General features: G+C 71.3%; 10 protein-coding genes and 1 pseudogene. 5 read left to right on the top strand and 6 right to left on the bottom strand.

The features are described 5' to 3' along the window. Positions 1-150: 150 nt before the first annotated feature. Together ACFYZZ_RS12045 and ACFYZZ_RS12040 are read right to left on the bottom strand one after the other, a co-directional pair. A complete protein-coding gene (locus ACFYZZ_RS12045) occupies positions 151-2,514 on the bottom strand; it encodes a molybdopterin-dependent oxidoreductase (RefSeq protein WP_389174240.1) in 2,364 nt (787 codons plus the stop codon). Between the two features lie 103 nt (positions 2,515-2,617). Then, complete coding sequence (locus ACFYZZ_RS12040; protein WP_389174237.1) at positions 2,618-3,295, bottom strand: vancomycin high temperature exclusion protein; 678 nt, start codon at positions 3,293-3,295, stop codon at positions 2,618-2,620. A gap of 184 nt (positions 3,296-3,479) precedes the next feature. Between ACFYZZ_RS12040 and ACFYZZ_RS12035 the strand changes: the two genes are divergently transcribed. From ACFYZZ_RS12035 to dnaG, 4 genes are all read left to right on the top strand, one after another. After that, positions 3,480-4,340 (top strand): sirohydrochlorin chelatase, encoded by an 861-nt coding sequence (locus tag ACFYZZ_RS12035; RefSeq protein WP_389174234.1) that lies wholly within the window; start codon positions 3,480-3,482, stop codon positions 4,338-4,340. A 170-nt stretch (positions 4,341-4,510) separates the two neighbouring features. Continuing rightward, a complete protein-coding gene (locus ACFYZZ_RS12030; protein WP_386572030.1) occupies positions 4,511-5,788 on the top strand; it encodes a deoxyguanosinetriphosphate triphosphohydrolase in 1,278 nt (425 codons plus the stop codon). Positions 5,789-5,925: 137 nt separating this feature from the next. Further along, the gene (locus tag ACFYZZ_RS12025; protein ID WP_389174231.1) at positions 5,926-7,191 is read left to right on the top strand and encodes an NAD(P)/FAD-dependent oxidoreductase; all 1,266 of its coding nucleotides are present in this window, start codon (positions 5,926-5,928) and stop codon (positions 7,189-7,191) included. A gap of 37 nt (positions 7,192-7,228) precedes the next feature. Next, positions 7,229-9,133, top strand: coding sequence for a DNA primase (gene dnaG, locus ACFYZZ_RS12020; RefSeq protein ID WP_389174229.1), 1,905 nt, complete (start codon positions 7,229-7,231; stop codon positions 9,131-9,133). Here dnaG and ACFYZZ_RS12015 read toward each other — a convergent pair. Both ACFYZZ_RS12015 and ACFYZZ_RS12010 read right to left on the bottom strand, forming a co-directional pair. After that, the gene (locus ACFYZZ_RS12015) at positions 9,130-10,116 is read right to left on the bottom strand and encodes a nucleotidyl transferase AbiEii/AbiGii toxin family protein (RefSeq protein WP_389174226.1); all 987 of its coding nucleotides are present in this window, start codon (positions 10,114-10,116) and stop codon (positions 9,130-9,132) included. The two genes, dnaG and ACFYZZ_RS12015, sit on opposite strands and share 4 nt — an antisense overlap. After that, entirely contained in the window at positions 10,113-10,751 is a 639-nt protein-coding gene (locus tag ACFYZZ_RS12010; RefSeq protein WP_389174223.1) for a hypothetical protein, read from the bottom strand. The genes ACFYZZ_RS12015 and ACFYZZ_RS12010 overlap by 4 nt, the downstream gene beginning before the upstream one ends. A 199-nt stretch (positions 10,752-10,950) precedes the next feature. On the opposite strand from ACFYZZ_RS12010, the pseudogene ACFYZZ_RS12005 reads away from it, so the two are divergent. Beyond that, positions 10,951-12,160 (top strand): annotated as a pseudogene (locus ACFYZZ_RS12005) (RNA polymerase sigma factor). A gap of 36 nt (positions 12,161-12,196) precedes the next feature. Here ACFYZZ_RS12005 and ACFYZZ_RS12000 read toward each other — a convergent pair. Continuing rightward, positions 12,197-14,125, bottom strand: a complete 1,929-nt coding sequence (locus ACFYZZ_RS12000) for an ABC transporter ATP-binding protein (RefSeq protein ID WP_389174220.1) — start codon at positions 14,123-14,125, stop codon at positions 12,197-12,199. Then, positions 14,125-15,858, bottom strand: a complete 1,734-nt coding sequence (locus ACFYZZ_RS11995; protein WP_389174218.1) for an ABC transporter ATP-binding protein — start codon at positions 15,856-15,858, stop codon at positions 14,125-14,127. Before ACFYZZ_RS11995 ends, ACFYZZ_RS12000 begins: the two co-directional genes overlap by 1 nt. Positions 15,859-15,895 lie beyond the last annotated feature (37 nt).

Below are 15,895 nucleotides of genomic sequence, written 5' to 3'. Positions count from 1 at the left end.
TCACTCGGCTCATTCAACAGCAACCGCAGCAGCCTAACTCGCTACTTCCCCTGACCCGACCGCTTCACGGCGGAACGCATCGATACTGAGAAGCGACCAACCATACCCAGCACGAGGACCCCTGAGGCCAAAAGACAAGCTAAGGCACATTCACCCCTGTGGCCTCACTGTCTCCACCCGCACCGCACACGTCTTGAACTCCGGCATCCGCGAAGTCGGGTCCAGGGCCGGGTTGGTGAGGGTGTTGGCGCGGCCCTCGCCCGGCCAGTGGAAGGGCATGAAGACGGTGTCCGGGCGGATGGTGGTGGTGATGCGGGCGGGTGCCACGGCCCGGCCACGCCGGGAGACCACCGCCAGCGGATCGCCCTCGGCCGCCCCGAGCCGGGCGGCCAGGCGCGGGTGCAGCTCCACGAACGGGCCGGGTGCGGCCGCGTTCAGCTCCGCGACCCGCCGCGTCTGCGCGCCTGACTGGTACTGCGACACCACGCGGCCGGTCGTCAGCAGCAGTGGATACTCCGCGTCCGGCTCCTCCGCACTCGCCCGGTGCGTCACGGGCACGAACCGCGCCCGCCCGTCAGCGGTCGCAAAACGGTCGAGGAAGAGGCGGGGGGTTCCCGGGTGTACGTCGGACAGGGCGACGGGGGAGGCCACGGCGGCTTCGGCGGCCTCGGCGTCTGCAGCCTCGACTTCGGCAGTCTCGGCGTCGCCGGCCGGATCCTCCGGCAGCGCGTCGAGCCGCGCGTCCTCGCCGTCGTCGGCGCCGGATGCGGTCCGGCTGTCGGTGTCCGTCCGGCTGTCGGCGTCCGTCCTGCTGCCGGTGTCCGTCCTGCTGCTGGTGTCCACCTGGCCGTCTGCGGCCGTCCGGCTCCCGGTGTCCGTTCCGGCTTCGCCCTCGCCGGGGCCCGCAGGGCTTGCCGGACACGGCCAGAACACCCCGTTCTCCTCCGCCAGCCGCCGGTAGGTGATCCCCGAGTAGTCCGCCGGGCCGCCCGCGCTGGCCAGGCGCAGCTCCTCGAAGACCTCCTCCGGGTCCGTCGGGAAGCCCTTCTCCACGCCGAGGCGAGCGGCCAGGCCGTGCAGTACCTCCAGGTCGCTGCGGACGCCGACCGGCGGGGCGATCGCCTGCTGGCGCAGCAGCACCCTGCCCTCCAGACTGGTCGTCGTGCCCGTCTCCTCGGCCCACTGGGTGACCGGCAGAACGACGTCCGCCAGCTCCGCCGTCTCCGACAGCACGACGTCCGCCACCGCGAGGAAGTCCAGCGAACGAAGCCGCTCCTCGACGTGGGCCGCGCGCGGCGCCGACACCACCGGGTTGGACCCCATCAGCAGCAGCGTCCGGATGTCCGTGCCGAGCGCGTCCAGCAGCTCGTACGCACTGCGCCCCGGCCCGGGCAGCGCGTCGGGGTCCACACCCCACACCTCGGCCACGTGCCGCCGCGCCGCCGGGTCGTCCAGCTTGCGGTAGCCGGGCAACTGGTCGGCCTTCTGGCCGTGTTCCCGCCCGCCCTGCCCGTTGCCCTGCCCGGTCAGACAGCCGTACCCGGACAGCGGACGGCCCGCCCGGCCGGTCGCCAGGCACAGGTTGATCCACGCGCCCACCGTGTCCGTCCCCTTGGCCTGCTGCTCCGGCCCGCGTGCCGTCAGCACCATCGCCGACTCCGGCTCGCAGAACAGCCGCACCGCCTCCCGCAGCTGTGGCACGGACACCCCCGTGATCCGCTCCACGTACTCCGGCCAGTGCGCCATCGCCGCCGCCCGCGCCTCCTCCCAGCCGGACGTGCGCTCCTGGATGTACGCCTCGTCCGTACGGCCCTCCGCCACCACCAGGTGCAACAGGCCGAGCGCCAGCGCCAGATCCGTCCCCGGACGGGGCGCCAGGTGCAGGTCCGCCTGCTCGGCGGTCCGCGTGCGGCGCGGGTCCACGACGATCAGCGTGCCGCCGTTCTCCCGCAGCTCGCTGAAGAACCGCAGCGACGGCGGCATGGTCTCGGCGAGGTTGGAACCGACGAGGATCACGCACCCGGTCTTCGGGACGTCCTCCAGCGGGAACGGCAGCCCCCGGTCCAGACCGAACGCCTTCGTGCCGGCGGCCGCCGCCGACGACATGCAGAAGCGGCCGTTGTAGTCGATCTGCGAGGTGCCCAGCACCACCCGCGCGAACTTGCCGAGCGTGTACGCCTTCTCGTTCGTCAGCCCGCCCCCGCCGAACACCCCCAGCGCATCGGGGCCGTACCGCTCCCGCGCCGTCCCGAGCCGCTCGGCGATCAGGTCCAGCGCCTCCTCCCAGGAGGCGGGCACCAGCCGGCCGCCGGACCGCACCAGCGGCGAGGTCAGGCGAACGCTCGATGCCAGCACCGCCGGGGCCGTACGACCCTTGCCGCACAGTGCGCCCCGGTTCACCGGGAAGTCCGCGCGCTCGGTCACCTCGACGCCACCCTGCGGCAGGGGCGTGATGTTCATCCCGCACTGCAGGGCGCAGTACGGGCAGTGGGTGGGCGTCGAGGTGGTCTCCATGCCGACCAGCGTGCTTCGGGCGTGTTACGTCCCGTGACGGCTCCCTGTTACACGGCCGGGAAGCCGACCTCCCCGCGCCGGTGCGAGCACCGTGAGGCGGCCCTCAGCGTCCCGCGGCGAGCGCCCGCGCCACCCCGGGCTCCTTCGGCCCGAGGAACGTCGGATCCGGGTGGAACACCGCGTCCAGCGCCGCCTTGCCCGCCGCGAACACCTCGCGCGTGCCGCCGTAGTACCAGGTCGCATCGTGTTTGGCGTCGACCCCGATCCCGTACGAGTCCACCCCCGCGGCCTCGCACAGTGCCACCGCCCGCCGGATGTGGAACCCCTGGCTGATCAGCACCGCCCGGTCCACCCCGAAGATCTTCCTGGCCCGCACACAGGAGTCCCAGGTGTCGAACCCCGCGTAGTCGCTGACGATCCGGCCGTCCGGCACCCCGTGCTGCCTGAGGTACGTGCGCATGGCGTCCGGCTCGTCGTAGTCCTTGCGGCTGTTGTCCCCGGTGACCAGCACGACCTTGATCCGGCCCGCCCGGTACAGCTTCGCCGCCGCGTCCAGCCGGTGCGCGAGATACGGCGACGGCTCCCCGTCCCACAGCCCGGCCCCGAACACCACGGCGACGTCGGTGCGCGGCACGTCCGCCGTCGTCCGCAGCCGGTCCGCCGTCGACACGTACAGCCAGGTGGCCGGCAGCAGCGCCAGCACACACACGGCCATCACGGCCTGCACCAGCTGCCGCTGCCCCCTGCGCGTGCGCGGCAGCCGCGGTCGACGGATCTTCATACGGTCCCCCAGTGCTCGGTTCCCCCAGTGAGTGGTCCCCCAGAGATCGGTTCCGACCTTGGAGGACGCGCGGGACACCGATCCGGTTCGCCTCACATCGTGCATTCGTACGAAGTGAACGCACGGAAAATACCCGTGACGGCCCGGCAACGGCGGCGCAACCTCCCGGCGCCAGGATCCTTCCATGACGGCGTCGAACCCTCCTCGCGACGAGTCCCGCATCCACCTCGACAGCACGGCGCACCTCATGAACAGCATCAGCAGCCAGCTCGTCGGCCGGCTCCGGCTCGTCTCGCCGATCGGCCGCCGCCGCCCGGTCCCGCCCGCCCTGGTCCTGGTCGCCCACGGCAGCCGCGACCCGCGCGCGCTCGACACCGTACGGGCCCTGATGGACCGGGTACGCGAACTGCGTCCCGCCCTTCCCCTCCACCTGGGTCACATCGAGCTGAACGAGCCCCTGCTCCCCGACACCCTCGCCGCCCTCGGCGACGCCCCCGCCGTCCTCGTCCCGCTGCTCCTCGGCCGCGGCTACCACGTCAAGCAGGACATCCCCGAGATGGCCGCCGCCGCACCCGCCCGCACCCGCGTGGCCGCCCCCCTCGGCCCCCACCCGCTCCTGGTCGACGCCCTGCACACCCGCCTGACCGAGGCCGGCTGGCCCACCACCATGGACGCCGCCACGCGCCGCTCGACCGCTGTCGTCCTCGCGGCAGCGGGCTCCCGCGACCCCGACTCGGCCACCGACACCCGCCGCACGGCCCGCCTCCTCGCCGACCGCCTCGGCGTCCCGGTGATCCCCGCGTACGCCTCGGCGGCGACCCCCACGGTCGAGACGGCCCTGCACGCCCTGGCAGCGAGGGGCCGCCACAGAGTGGCGATCGCGTCCTACTTCACGGCCCCGGGGCGTTTTGCGACGCAGTGCGGGCAAGCAGCGCCGTGGATCGCGTCGGCCCCCCTGGGCGCCCAGGAGACGATGGCCCGTCTGATCCTGCACCGCTACGACCAGGCGCAGGCGAGCACGGAGGCGGAACTGGCCTCAGCTTGAAACTCGGAACTTGCTTCAGGCTGAAACAAGGGGCGACGGCAACTCCTTAGGGGCGCGGGGAACTGCGCGACCAGCCACAACGCACCCGCACCCGCCACACAACCCAACTCGGCAGACGAGTAGGCACCCGGCATCCCCCATTTGTCACTGCCGCCCCTTACTGTCGAATCATGGAAGGCACCGCACAAGAAGACACCGCCTACGACCCGACGTCAGTCGACCGCTGGGCCCCCGAACCCGACAAACGCCCAGGCCGCACCGCCTTCCAACGCGACCGCGCCCGCATCCTGCACAGCGCAGCACTTCGTCGCCTGGCCGGCAAAACCCAGGTGGTCACGCCCGGCACACGCAGCCTCGCATGGGACGCCAGCCCCCGCACCCGCCTCACCCACTCCCTGGAGTGCGCCCAGGTGGGCCGAGAGCTGGGCGCGGCCCTCGGCTGCGACCCCGACCTGGTGGAGGCGGCCTGCCTCTCGCACGACCTGGGTCACCCGCCCTTCGGCCACAACGGCGAAGTCGCGCTGAACGAATTCGCCGACGACTGCGGCGGTTTCGAGGGCAACGCGCAGTCCCTGAGGCTCCTCACCCGCATCGAGCCCAAGCGCTTCACCCCTGAGGGCTCCGTCGGCCTCAACCTCACCCGTGCCGCCCTGGACGCCGCCACCAAGTACCCCTGGCCGCGCGGCGCCCACCCCACCGCCCCGAAGTCCCCGAAGTTCGGCGTGTACGAGGACGACCGCCCGGTGTTCGACTGGGTCCGCAAGACCGCACCCGGCACCCGCACCTGCTTCGAGGCCCAGGTCATGGACTGGTCGGACGACGTGGCGTACTCGGTGCACGACGTCGAGGACGGCCTGCACGCGGGCCACATCGACCCCAACTGCCTGCACGCGGAGCCCGAGCGGCAGGCGGTGTTCGAGGTGGCCATCGGCCGCTACGTCCCCGCGGACACCGACCCGGCGGAGCTGGCCGCCGCCCTCGACCGCCTCCAGGACGAGGAGTGGTGGCCGCACGGCTACGACGGCACGGCGGTCGCCCAGGCCCGCCTCAAGGACGCCACCAGCCAGCTCATCGGCCGGTTCTGCCTGGCCGCCGAGACCGCCACCCGCGCCGCGTACGGCACCGGCCGGCTCACCCGCTACGGCGCCGAACTCGTCGTACCCCGCGAGACCCGCATGGAGTGCGCGGTGCTCAAGGCGGTCGCCGACCGGTACGTCATGCAGCGCGCCGAGCAGGAGCGGCTCCGTGCCGACCAGCGGGTGGTCGTCGCCGAGCTGGCCGAGGCGCTCACCGCCCGCGCGCCGGACGGTCTGGAGCCCCAGTTCCGGGCGCTGTTCGAGGAGGCACCCGACGACCACGCGCGCAAGCGGGTGATCGTCGACCAGATCGCCTCCCTCACCGACGCCTCCGCACGCTCGCTGCACGCGAGACTGACGGGGCATATGTGAGAGGAACGTGACGCAGGGTGGCCTGATCGGGGCACTCCCTCTTCCCGCAGCACGCTGCGTGCGGGACGCTCGCATGTGGCGGCACCCGCTGTGTTTTCTGAGGGGACACCCCTCAGACACCCCGTAGGAGGCATCAAGTGGTCGACGCGGATCAGACATTCGTCATCGTCGGAGGCGGTCTCGCCGGTGCGAAGGCGGCCGAGACGCTCCGGGCGGAGGGCTTCAGCGGCCGGGTGATACTGATCTGCGACGAGCGTGACCACCCGTACGAGCGCCCGCCCCTGTCCAAGGGCTTTCTGCTCGGCAAGGAGGAGCGCGACAGCGTCTTCGTGCACGAGCCGGCCTGGTACGCGCAGAACGACGTCGAGCTGCACCTCGGCCAGACCGTCGACCGGATCGACCGCGTGGCGAAGACCGTCCGCTTCGGCGACGACGGCACCCTCGTCCACTACGACAAGCTGCTGCTCGCCACCGGCGCGGAGCCCCGCCGCCTCGACATCCCCGGCACCGGCCTCGTGGGCGTCCACCACCTGCGCCGCCTCGCCCACGCCGAGCGGCTCAAGGGCGTCCTGCAGCACCTCGGCCGGGACAACGGGCACCTCGTGATCGCGGGCGCCGGCTGGATCGGCCTGGAGGTCGCGGCGGCGGCCCGCGAGTACGGCGCCGAGGTCACCGTCATCGAACCGCTGCCGACCCCGCTGCACGGCGTGCTCGGCCCGGAGCTGGGCAACGTCTTCGCCGAGCTGCACCGCGAGCACGGCGTCCGCTTCCGCTTCGGCGTCCGGCTCACCGAGATCGTCGGCCAGGACGGCATGGTCCTCGCCGTGCGCACCGACGACGGCGAGGAGCACCCGGCGCACGCCGTCCTCGCGGCGATCGGCGCGGCGCCGCGGGTCGCGCTCGCGGAGTCGGCGGGGCTGGAGATCGCCGACCGGGCGCACGGGGGCGGTGTCGTCGTGGACGAGCGGCTGTGCACCTCCGACCCGGACATCCACGCGGCCGGTGACGTCGCCGCGTTCCCGCTGGCGCTCTTCGGCACCCGGATCCGGGTCGAGCACTGGGCCAACGCCCTCAACGGCGGCCCGGCCGCCGCCCGCGCCATGCTCGGCAGCGACGTCGTCTACGACCGGGTGCCCTACTTCTTCACGGACCAGTACGACCTCGGGATGGAGTACAGCGGCTGGGCGCCGCCGGGCTCCTACGACGAGGTCGTCATCCGGGGCGACGCGGGCAAGCGGGAGTTCATCGCGTTCTGGATCAAGGAGGGGCGCGTCCTGGCCGGGATGAACGTGAACGTGTGGGATGTCACAGAGCAGATCCAGAACCTGATCCGTTCCCAGGCCCGGGTGAACACGGAGGCCCTGGCAGACCCGCACGTGCCCCTCGACAGCCTGGTCTCCTGAACCCGGAGGTGTCACTGCCGCCCCGTAGAATCACCTCGTGGCAGGACGGATCAACGACGAGGACGTGAAGGCGGTACGGGACGCGGTCCCGATCGACGCCGTGGTCTCCGAGTACCTCCAGCTGCGCAACGCCGGTGGCGGCAACCTCAAGGGGCTGTGCCCCTTCCACGACGAGAAGTCGCCCTCCTTCCAGGTCAGCCCGAGCAAGGGACTCTTCCACTGCTTCGGCTGCCAGGAGGGCGGCGACACCATCACCTTCGTCATGAAGGTGGACCACCTCTCCTTCTCGGAGGCTGTCGAGCGCCTGGCCGCCCAGGCCGGCATCACGCTGCGCTACGAGGAGGGCGGGTACAACCCCGCCCACCAGCGCGGCGAGCGCATCCGCCTGGTCGAGGCGCACAAGATCGCCGCCCAGTGGTACGCCGAGCAGCTCGCCACCAGTCCCGAGGCCGAGACCGGCCGGATGTTCCTCGCCGAGCGCGGCTTCGACCAGGCCGCCGCCGTCCACTTCGGCGTCGGCTACAGCCCTCAGGGCTGGGACCACCTCACCCGCTACCTGCGCGGCAAGGGCTTCACGGACAAGGAGCTGGTCCTGTCCGGACTGTCGCAGGAGGGCCGCCGCGGTCCCATCGACCGGTTCCGGGGCCGCCTCATGTGGCCCATCCGGGACATCGGCGGCGAGGTCGTCGGCTTCGGCGCCCGCAAGCTGTACGAGGCGGACAACGGCCCGAAGTACCTGAACACGCCCGATACGGCGATCTACCGGAAGTCCCAGGTCCTGTACGGCATCGACCTCGCCAAGCCGCACATCGCCAAGGCCAGCCGGGCCGTCGTCGTCGAGGGCTACACGGACGTCATGGCCTGCCATCTGGCCGGTGTGACGACGGCCGTCGCCACCTGCGGTACGGCCTTCGGCGGCGACCACATCAAGATCCTCCGCCGACTCCTCATGGACAACGGCTCGGCCCGGGTGATCTTCACCTTCGACGGCGACGCGGCCGGCCAGAAGGCGGCCCTGCGCGCTTTCGAGGACGACCAGAAGTTCGCCGCCGAGACCTACATCGCGATCGCGCCCGACGGCATGGACCCCTGCGAGCTGCGCCTGGCCAAGGGTGACGAGGCGGTCGTCGACCTGGCCGAACCCCGCACTCCGCTCTTCGAGTTCGCGCTGCGCCAGATCGTGAGCCGCTACGACCTCGACACCCCGGCGGGCCGCGCGGCCGCCCTGGACGAGGCCGCGCCGATCGTCGCCCGCATCAAGAACAGCGGCGCCCAGCACGAGGTGGCCGTCGAACTCGCCGGCATGCTCGGCATCCTCGACACCCAGTTCGTGGTCAAGCGCGTGGCCCAGCTCGCCCGCTGGGCGCGCGAGCGCGGCGGTAAAGGGCCGCAGCAGCAGCCCCGCGGCCCCCAGCAGCAGTGGGAGGCCGGCCCCCGCCCCGGCCCCTCCGGCCCGGCCCTCACCCTGCGCAACCCCGTCTTCGCCGCCGAGCGCGAACTCCTCAAACTCGCCCTGCAGCGGCCCGAACTGGTCTCCCCGGCCTTCGACGCGTACGGCATCGACGAGTTCACCGCCCCGCCCTACGCCGCCGTACGCCAGGCGATCGCGGAGGCGGGCGGCGCCGAATACGGCGTCCCGGACTCGCAGGAATACCTGGTCCGCGTCCGCGAGGCCGCGCCCGACGACGCGGTCCGCGCGATGGTCACCGAACTGGCCGTCGAGCCGATCCTGCGCCGCACCGTGGACGAGACGTACGCGGGGACGGTGCTGGTGCAGATCCGCCGCCGCGCCGTGGAGCGCCGCATCCGCGACATCCAGTCCCAGCTCACCCGCCTGTCCAGCGGCGGCGACCCCGCCCAGCTGGCCGCCGTGCAGAACGAGATGTGGGTTCTGCAGCAGTACGACCAGACCCTGAGGGAGCGGGGCGCGGCAGCGCTCTAGCCGGCCTGGGGCGGGAACGCCGGTGCCACCGCCCGCACCAGCCGCTCCGCGAACTCCTGCCCCCGCTCGGCGAACTGCGGGTACTCGGTGACGAAGTGCTGCCACTCCGCGTGCCCGGCGGCCTGCACGACGTTCGCCAGGGGGATCGGCCGCTCCAGCGAGGGGTTCGGCCACTCGCCCGACTCCCGGACCACCTCCTGCAGCAGCTCGTGGGAGAGCGAATGGCGCTCGGCGAGGAGGACGGCGTCGTACAGGTCTTTGCCCTGCGGGTAGATGTCTGTGATCAGCCACATGAGCTTCCAGGCGAGCGACAGCCCGGGCGTCGCGGCGAGCAGGGTCGCGCCGCCCGGCAGTTCCACGGGCTCGGGCGCCTGCGGCAGCCGTTCGTTGAAGACGAAGTCGAGCTGGACGTGCCCGCCGGGCAGCCTGGGTGCCGACCAGGGCAGGACCACACGGCGGCCGGGCACCCTCTCGTAGGTCCAGATGTCCTCCACGACGGCCTTCCGCGCCGAGAAGCGAACGGGGCCTTCCCGGACCTCGGCCGCCTCCGCGATGCCGTCGAGCATGCGGGCGGTGCGCTCCTCGTCGATCCGCCAGGCGGCCGGTACGACGACGAAGTCCAGGTCACCGGGGTCTCGGGCGGACTGCCCGAACCACATCGACATCAGCATGCTGCCGCGCAGCACCAGCGCCTCGGCCCACTCGGAGTCCGAGATCGAGGCCAGCACGAGATGCAGCGCCTGCCGACGGGCCGTACGCCATGCCTCGCCGAGCGCCGGGTCGGTGAAAACGGGGTCGGTGGCCCGGTAGGCGTTCTGGTACTGCTTCAGGGCCGGCTCGAAGACAGGCCGCTGTGTCACTCCGTCGCCGGGCACCCAGGTCAGCGTCCGGGGCAGATCCTTCGCCTGCCGCGTCGCCTCGTCCAGCGGCTCGTGCGGGATCTCCTCGCTGCGATATCCGAACTCCCGCCATGTTCCGCTCATCCGCGCACCCCCTGGGACACCGGCTCCTCGAGCCACCCCTCGTCCACCGACTCGTCGCTGTCGTAGAGCACGAACTCCCGCTCCACGGACAGCACGTCGAACCCGTCCAGCTCCGCCAGCAGCCGCTCCAGCGCCTGCCCCGCGTCCTCGTCCGCCACGCCCCGGCAGCGCTGGGTGACGAACCGCTCGTGCCGTCCGCCCCGCTGTACCCGTCGGGCGTTCCACGACAGGTGTGCGCCGTGCGGGACGACCCGTGCGGTCAGGGCGCCGAGGTCGGTGTCCGCGTCCAGGAGCAGCTTCACGTGGTGCTCGAAGTACTGGCCACGGGACCGTCCGCCACCGCAGGGACCGGCCGGCACCTCCGGTGCCCACGGCACCGACTCGATCTTCACCCGGACCGGCGCGAAACCGTCCGCCCGCAGTGCCGCCACGGTCCGGTCCGCCCGCGCCGACTCCTCGGCGTACGACGTGGATCCGGCGAGGGTGAGCATCGGCTGCTGCCGCATCCGGCCGCGGGCCAGCACGATGTGCGTCAGCTTCAGCCCCGCGGCAGCCGCCCAGACGCGCAGCCGCTCCGCCTCGGCGGGGGCCGCGCAGTCGACGGTCACATGGGTTTCGTACAGGAGTCCGGACACCGGGAGATCGTCGCAGACCGGCCGGGGTGCGGCACCCGTGTTTCCGGCCCTGGTCACCAACCGGTCACGGGCCGGATGCAAAAAGTCACCGCAAGCCCCTCGTGGCGGAGATGTGTCTTCCCCCACACTGGGGGCGGTGCCGAGTCCCCAGGGCCTGTCCAGGAGCGCAGGCCGTCGACTCTCCGCTCCCGAAGTACCGCTGCCGCACACCTTGAGCAGCGATCATCCTGGAGGTCGCCCCCGTGCAGACCCAGACCCTCAGCCAGACCGACAGCAGCACCAGCGCCACCGCCGACGAGTCGGACGCCGAGTCCGACGTCCTGGTGGCCGTGCCCCCGCAGGGCCGCGCCCTCGGCCACCCGGACGGCGCCCCCGAGCCGGCGGAGCCGCCTGCCGAGGCGCTGCGGGAGGACCCCGACGAGCCCGGCGAGCCCGAAGCGCCGGAGGAGACCCCCGAGCCCGTCGAGGCCCCGCCCGCCGCCCGCGCCGAGACCGGCGGGCCCTCCTCGGACCTGTTCCGGCAGTACCTGCGCGAGATCGGCCGCATCCCGCTGCTCACCGCGGCGGAGGAGGTCGAACTCGCCCGCCGGGTCGAGGCGGGGCTGTTCGCCGAGGAGAAGCTGGGCAGCACCCCGGACCTGGACAGCCAGCTCGCGCTCGACCTGGACCGGCTCGTCGTCATGGGCCGGATGGCCAAGCGCCGCCTCATCGAGGCCAACCTGCGACTCGTGGTCTCCGTCGCCAAGCGGTACGTCGGCCGCGGCCTGACCATGCTCGACCTGGTCCAGGAGGGCAACCTCGGGCTCATCCGGGCCGTGGAGAAGTTCGACTACGCCCGCGGCTACAAGTTCTCCACCTACGCCACCTGGTGGATCCGGCAGGCCATGTCCCGCGCCCTGGCCGACCAGGCCCGCACCATCCGGGTCCCCGTGCACGTGGTGGAGCTGATCAACCGGGTCGTCCGGGTGCAGCGCCGCATGCTCCAGGAACGCGGCTACGAGCCGACGCCGGAAGAGGTCGCCGCGCATCTGGACCTGCCCCCCGAGCGGATCGGCGAGGTGCTGCGCCTGGCCCAGGAGCCGGTGTCCCTGCACGCCCCGGTCGGCGAGGAGGACGACGTCGCGCTCGGCGACCTCATCGAGGACGGCGACGCCACGAGCCCTGTCGAGTCGGCCGCGTTCCTGCTGCTCCGCGAGCACCTGGAGGCCGTGCTCTCCACCCTCGGCGAGCGGGAACGCAAGGTCGTCCAGCTCCGCTACGGCCTGGCCGACGGCCGTCCGCGCACCCTGGAGGAGATAGGGCGCCTGTTCGGCGTGACCCGGGAACGGATACGGCAGATCGAGTCGAAGACGCTGAACAAGCTCCGGGATCATGCCTTCGCGGACCAGTTGCGGGGATACCTGGACTGAGGGGGCCGCCCACCTGACGTGAGCGACCCCCGGGAATCAGTCGACCTCGGCCACCGCCTGCGCGAACTGTGCCTTGTACAACCGCGCATAAGCCCCGTCGGCGGACAACAGCTCCGCGTGGGCGCCCTGTTCGACGATCGAGCCGTTCTCCATCACCAGGATCGTGTCGGCGTCCCGGATGGTGGAGAGCCGGTGCGCGATGACGAACGAGGTCCGCCCGTCGGCGAGTTTGGCCATCGCCTTCTGGATCAGCACCTCGGTGCGGGTGTCGACGGAGCTGGTCGCCTCGTCCAGCACCAGGATCGTCGGGTCGGACAGGAACGCCCGCGCGATGGTGATGAGCTGCTTCTCACCGGCGCTGACCCCCGTGCCCTCGTCGTCGATCACGGTGTCGTACCCCTCGGGCAGGGTACGGATGAACCGGTCCGCGTGGGCCGCCCGCGCCGCCTCCTCGATCTCGCCCGGGGTGACTTCGCGCGAGGCGCCGTAGGCGATGTTGTCCGCGATGGACCCGCCGAACAGCCAGGTGTCCTGCAGCACCATGCCGATCCCGGACCGCAGTTCGTCCCGGGACATCTTCCGGATGTCCACGCCGTCCAGGGTGATCCGGCCGCCCGAGACGTCGTAGAACCGCATCAGCAGGTTGACCAGCGTGGTCTTGCCGGCACCGGTCGGGCCGACGATCGCCACCGTCTGCCCGGGCTCCACCGTCAGCGACAGGTCCTCGATCAGCGGCTTCTCCGGGTCGTACCGGAAGGACACGCCCTCCAGCGCCACCCGCCCGCGCAGCTGCGCCGGCCGCTCGCCCGGCACCGGATCCGCCTCCTGCTCCTCCGCGTCCAGGAGTTCGAAGATCCGCTCGGCCGAGGCGACACCCGACTGCACCAGGTTCGCCATCGACGCGACCTGCGTCAGCGGCATCGAGAACTGCCGCGAGTACTGGATGAAGGCCTGCACGTCACCGATGGACAGCGCGCCCGACGCGACCCTGAGGCCACCGACGACCGCCACCAGCACATAGTTCAGGTTCGACACGAACATCATCAGCGGCTGCATCACACCGCTGTTGAACTGCGCCTTGAACCCGGCCTCGTACAGCGCCTCGTTCTGCTCGGCGAACTGCTTCGCCGACTCCTGCTGCCGCCCGAACACCTTCACCAAGGTGTGCCCGGTGTACATCTCCTCGACGTGCGCGTTCAGCTTGCCGGTGGAGCGCCACTGCTGCACGAAGTGCGGCTGCGACCGCTTGCCGACCCGGGTGGCGACCACGAACGACAGCGGCACCGTCACCAGCGCGACCAGCGCCAGGATCCAGGAGACGTAGAACATCATCGCGAGCACGCCGATGATGGTCAGCACCGAGTTGATCAGCTGGCCCATCGACTGCTGCAGCGTCTGCCCGATGTTGTCGATGTCGTTGGTGGCCCGCGACAGCACCTCGCCGCGCTGGCGCTTGTCGAAGTACGACAGCGGCAGCCGGGACAGCTTCGTCTGCACGTCCTCGCGCATCCGGTACATCGTGCGGTTCACGGCCCGGTTGACCAGCCGGGTGGCGACCGCCATCAGCAGACCGGCGACCAGGAAGGTGCCGAGCGCGAGCAGCAGGACGTTCCCGACGGCATCGAAGTCGATGCCCTTGCCGGGGGTGAAGTCGGTGCTCTTCAGCATGTCGGCGATGGAGCCCTGGCCCCGCTCGCGCATCGACCGGAGCACCTGCTCCTTGGTGGCCCCGGCCGGCATCTGCCGGCCGATGATGCCGGCGAACACCAGGTCGGTGGCCCTGCCGAGGATCTTCGGGCCGATCACGTTCAGGGCGACGCTGACGACCACGCACAGGATCAGGGCGTAGATGGTGACCCGTTCGGGCCTGAACCGGGCGACGAGCCGTTTGCCCGACCCCTTGAAGTCCATCGAGCGCTGGTCGGGGCCGCCCCCGGCCATCATGCGTCCCATGGGCCCGGCCATCAGGCAGCCTCCGCTTCCGTGAGCTGGGAGAGCACGATCTCCCGGTACGTCTCGTTGCCCGCCATCAGCTCGTGGTGCCGGCCGGTGCCGACCACCAGGCCCTCGTCCAGCACGACGATCCGGTCCGCGTCCCGGATGGTCGCCACGCGCTGGGCGACGATGACGACGGTCGCCTCGGCGGTCTCCTGGGCGAGCGCCGAGCGCAGCAGAGCGTCTGTCTTGTAGTCGAGCGCGGAGAAGGAGTCGTCGAAGAGGTAGATCTCCGGGCGCTGGACGAGGGTGCGGGCGATGGCGAGGCGCTGGCGCTGACCGCCCGACACGTTCGTGCCGCCCTGCGCGATCGGCGCGTTCAGGCCGCCCTCCAGCTTTGTCACGAAGTCCTTGGCCTGCGCCACCTCCAGCGCGTGCCACAGTTCCTCGTCGGTGGCGTCCGGGTTGCCGTAGCGCAGGTTGGTCGCGACCGTCCCCGCGAACAGGTACGGCTTCTGCGGCACGAGCCCGACGGTCTTCGCGAGCAGCGCCTGCTCGACCTGCTGGACGTCGACACCGTCCACCAGGACCTCGCCCTCGGTGGCGTCGAACAGCCGCGGGACCAGACCGAGCAGCGTCGACTTGCCGCTGCCGGTCGAGCCGATCACGGCGGTCGTCTCACCCGGCCTGGCGACCAGGTCGATGGACTTCAGCACCGGCTCCTCGGCACCCGGATAGCGGAAGCCCGCGCCCCGGATCTCCAGATGCCCGTGCCGGCGCAGCTCGACGACCGGGGAATCCGGCGGCACCACGCTCGAGTCGGTGTCCAGGACCTCCTGGATGCGCTCGGCGCACACCTCCGCGCGCGGCACCATCATGAACATGAAGGTGGCCATCATCACGGACATGACGATCTGCATGAGATAGGCGAGGAACGCGGTCAGGTCGCCGATCTGCATCCCGCCGCTGTCGATGCGGTGCGCGCCGAACCACACCACCGCGATCGACGACAGGTTCACCACCGTCATGACGATCGGGAACATCAGCGCGAGCATCCGGCCGGTGGCCAGCTGCATCTCGGTCAGGTCGCCGTTCGCCTTCCCGAACCGGCCCTGCTCGTACTCGTCCCGGACGAAGGCGCGGATCACCCGGTTGCCGGTGATCTGCTCGCGCAGCACCCGGTTCACCGTGTCCAGGCGGACCTGCATGGCCCGGAACAGCGGCCGCAGCCGGCGCACGATCAGCGTCACGGAGATGCCGAGCACGGGCACGACGGCGATGAGCACCGCGGACAGCGGCACGTCCAGGCCGAGCGCCAGCACGATCCCGCCGACACACATGATGGGCGCCGACACCATCAGCGTGAACGTCATCAGGGCCAGCATCTGGACCTGCTGGACGTCGTTGGTCGTACGGGTGATGAGCGAGGGTGCCCCGAAGTGACCCACCTCACGGGAGGAGAAGGACTGCACCCGGTCGAACACGGCACCGCGCACGTCCCGGCCGAGCGCGGAGGCGGTGCGAGCGCCGTAGTACACGGCACCGATGTTGCAGACGACCTGGGCCAGCGAGATGCCGATCATCAGGGCGCCGAAGGACAGGATGTAGCCCGTGTCACCCTTCACGACACCGTTGTCGATGATGTGCGCGTTGAGCGTGGGCAGGTAGAGGGTGGCGCAGGTCTGCAGGAACTGCAGCAGCACCAGGAGAGCTATGGGTTTCTTGTAGGGCCTGAGGTAGGTCCGCAGAAGTCGTATGAGCACGCTACGTCTCTCGGAGTCGGCGGTAGGAGCTGGTCGG

Origin of the sequence: Streptomyces sp. NPDC001816 (assembly GCF_042892235.1) — a bacterium.
Taxonomy (GTDB): Bacteria; Actinomycetota; Actinomycetes; order Streptomycetales; family Streptomycetaceae; genus Streptomyces.
This window is presented reverse-complemented; position numbering and strand designations above follow the sequence as displayed.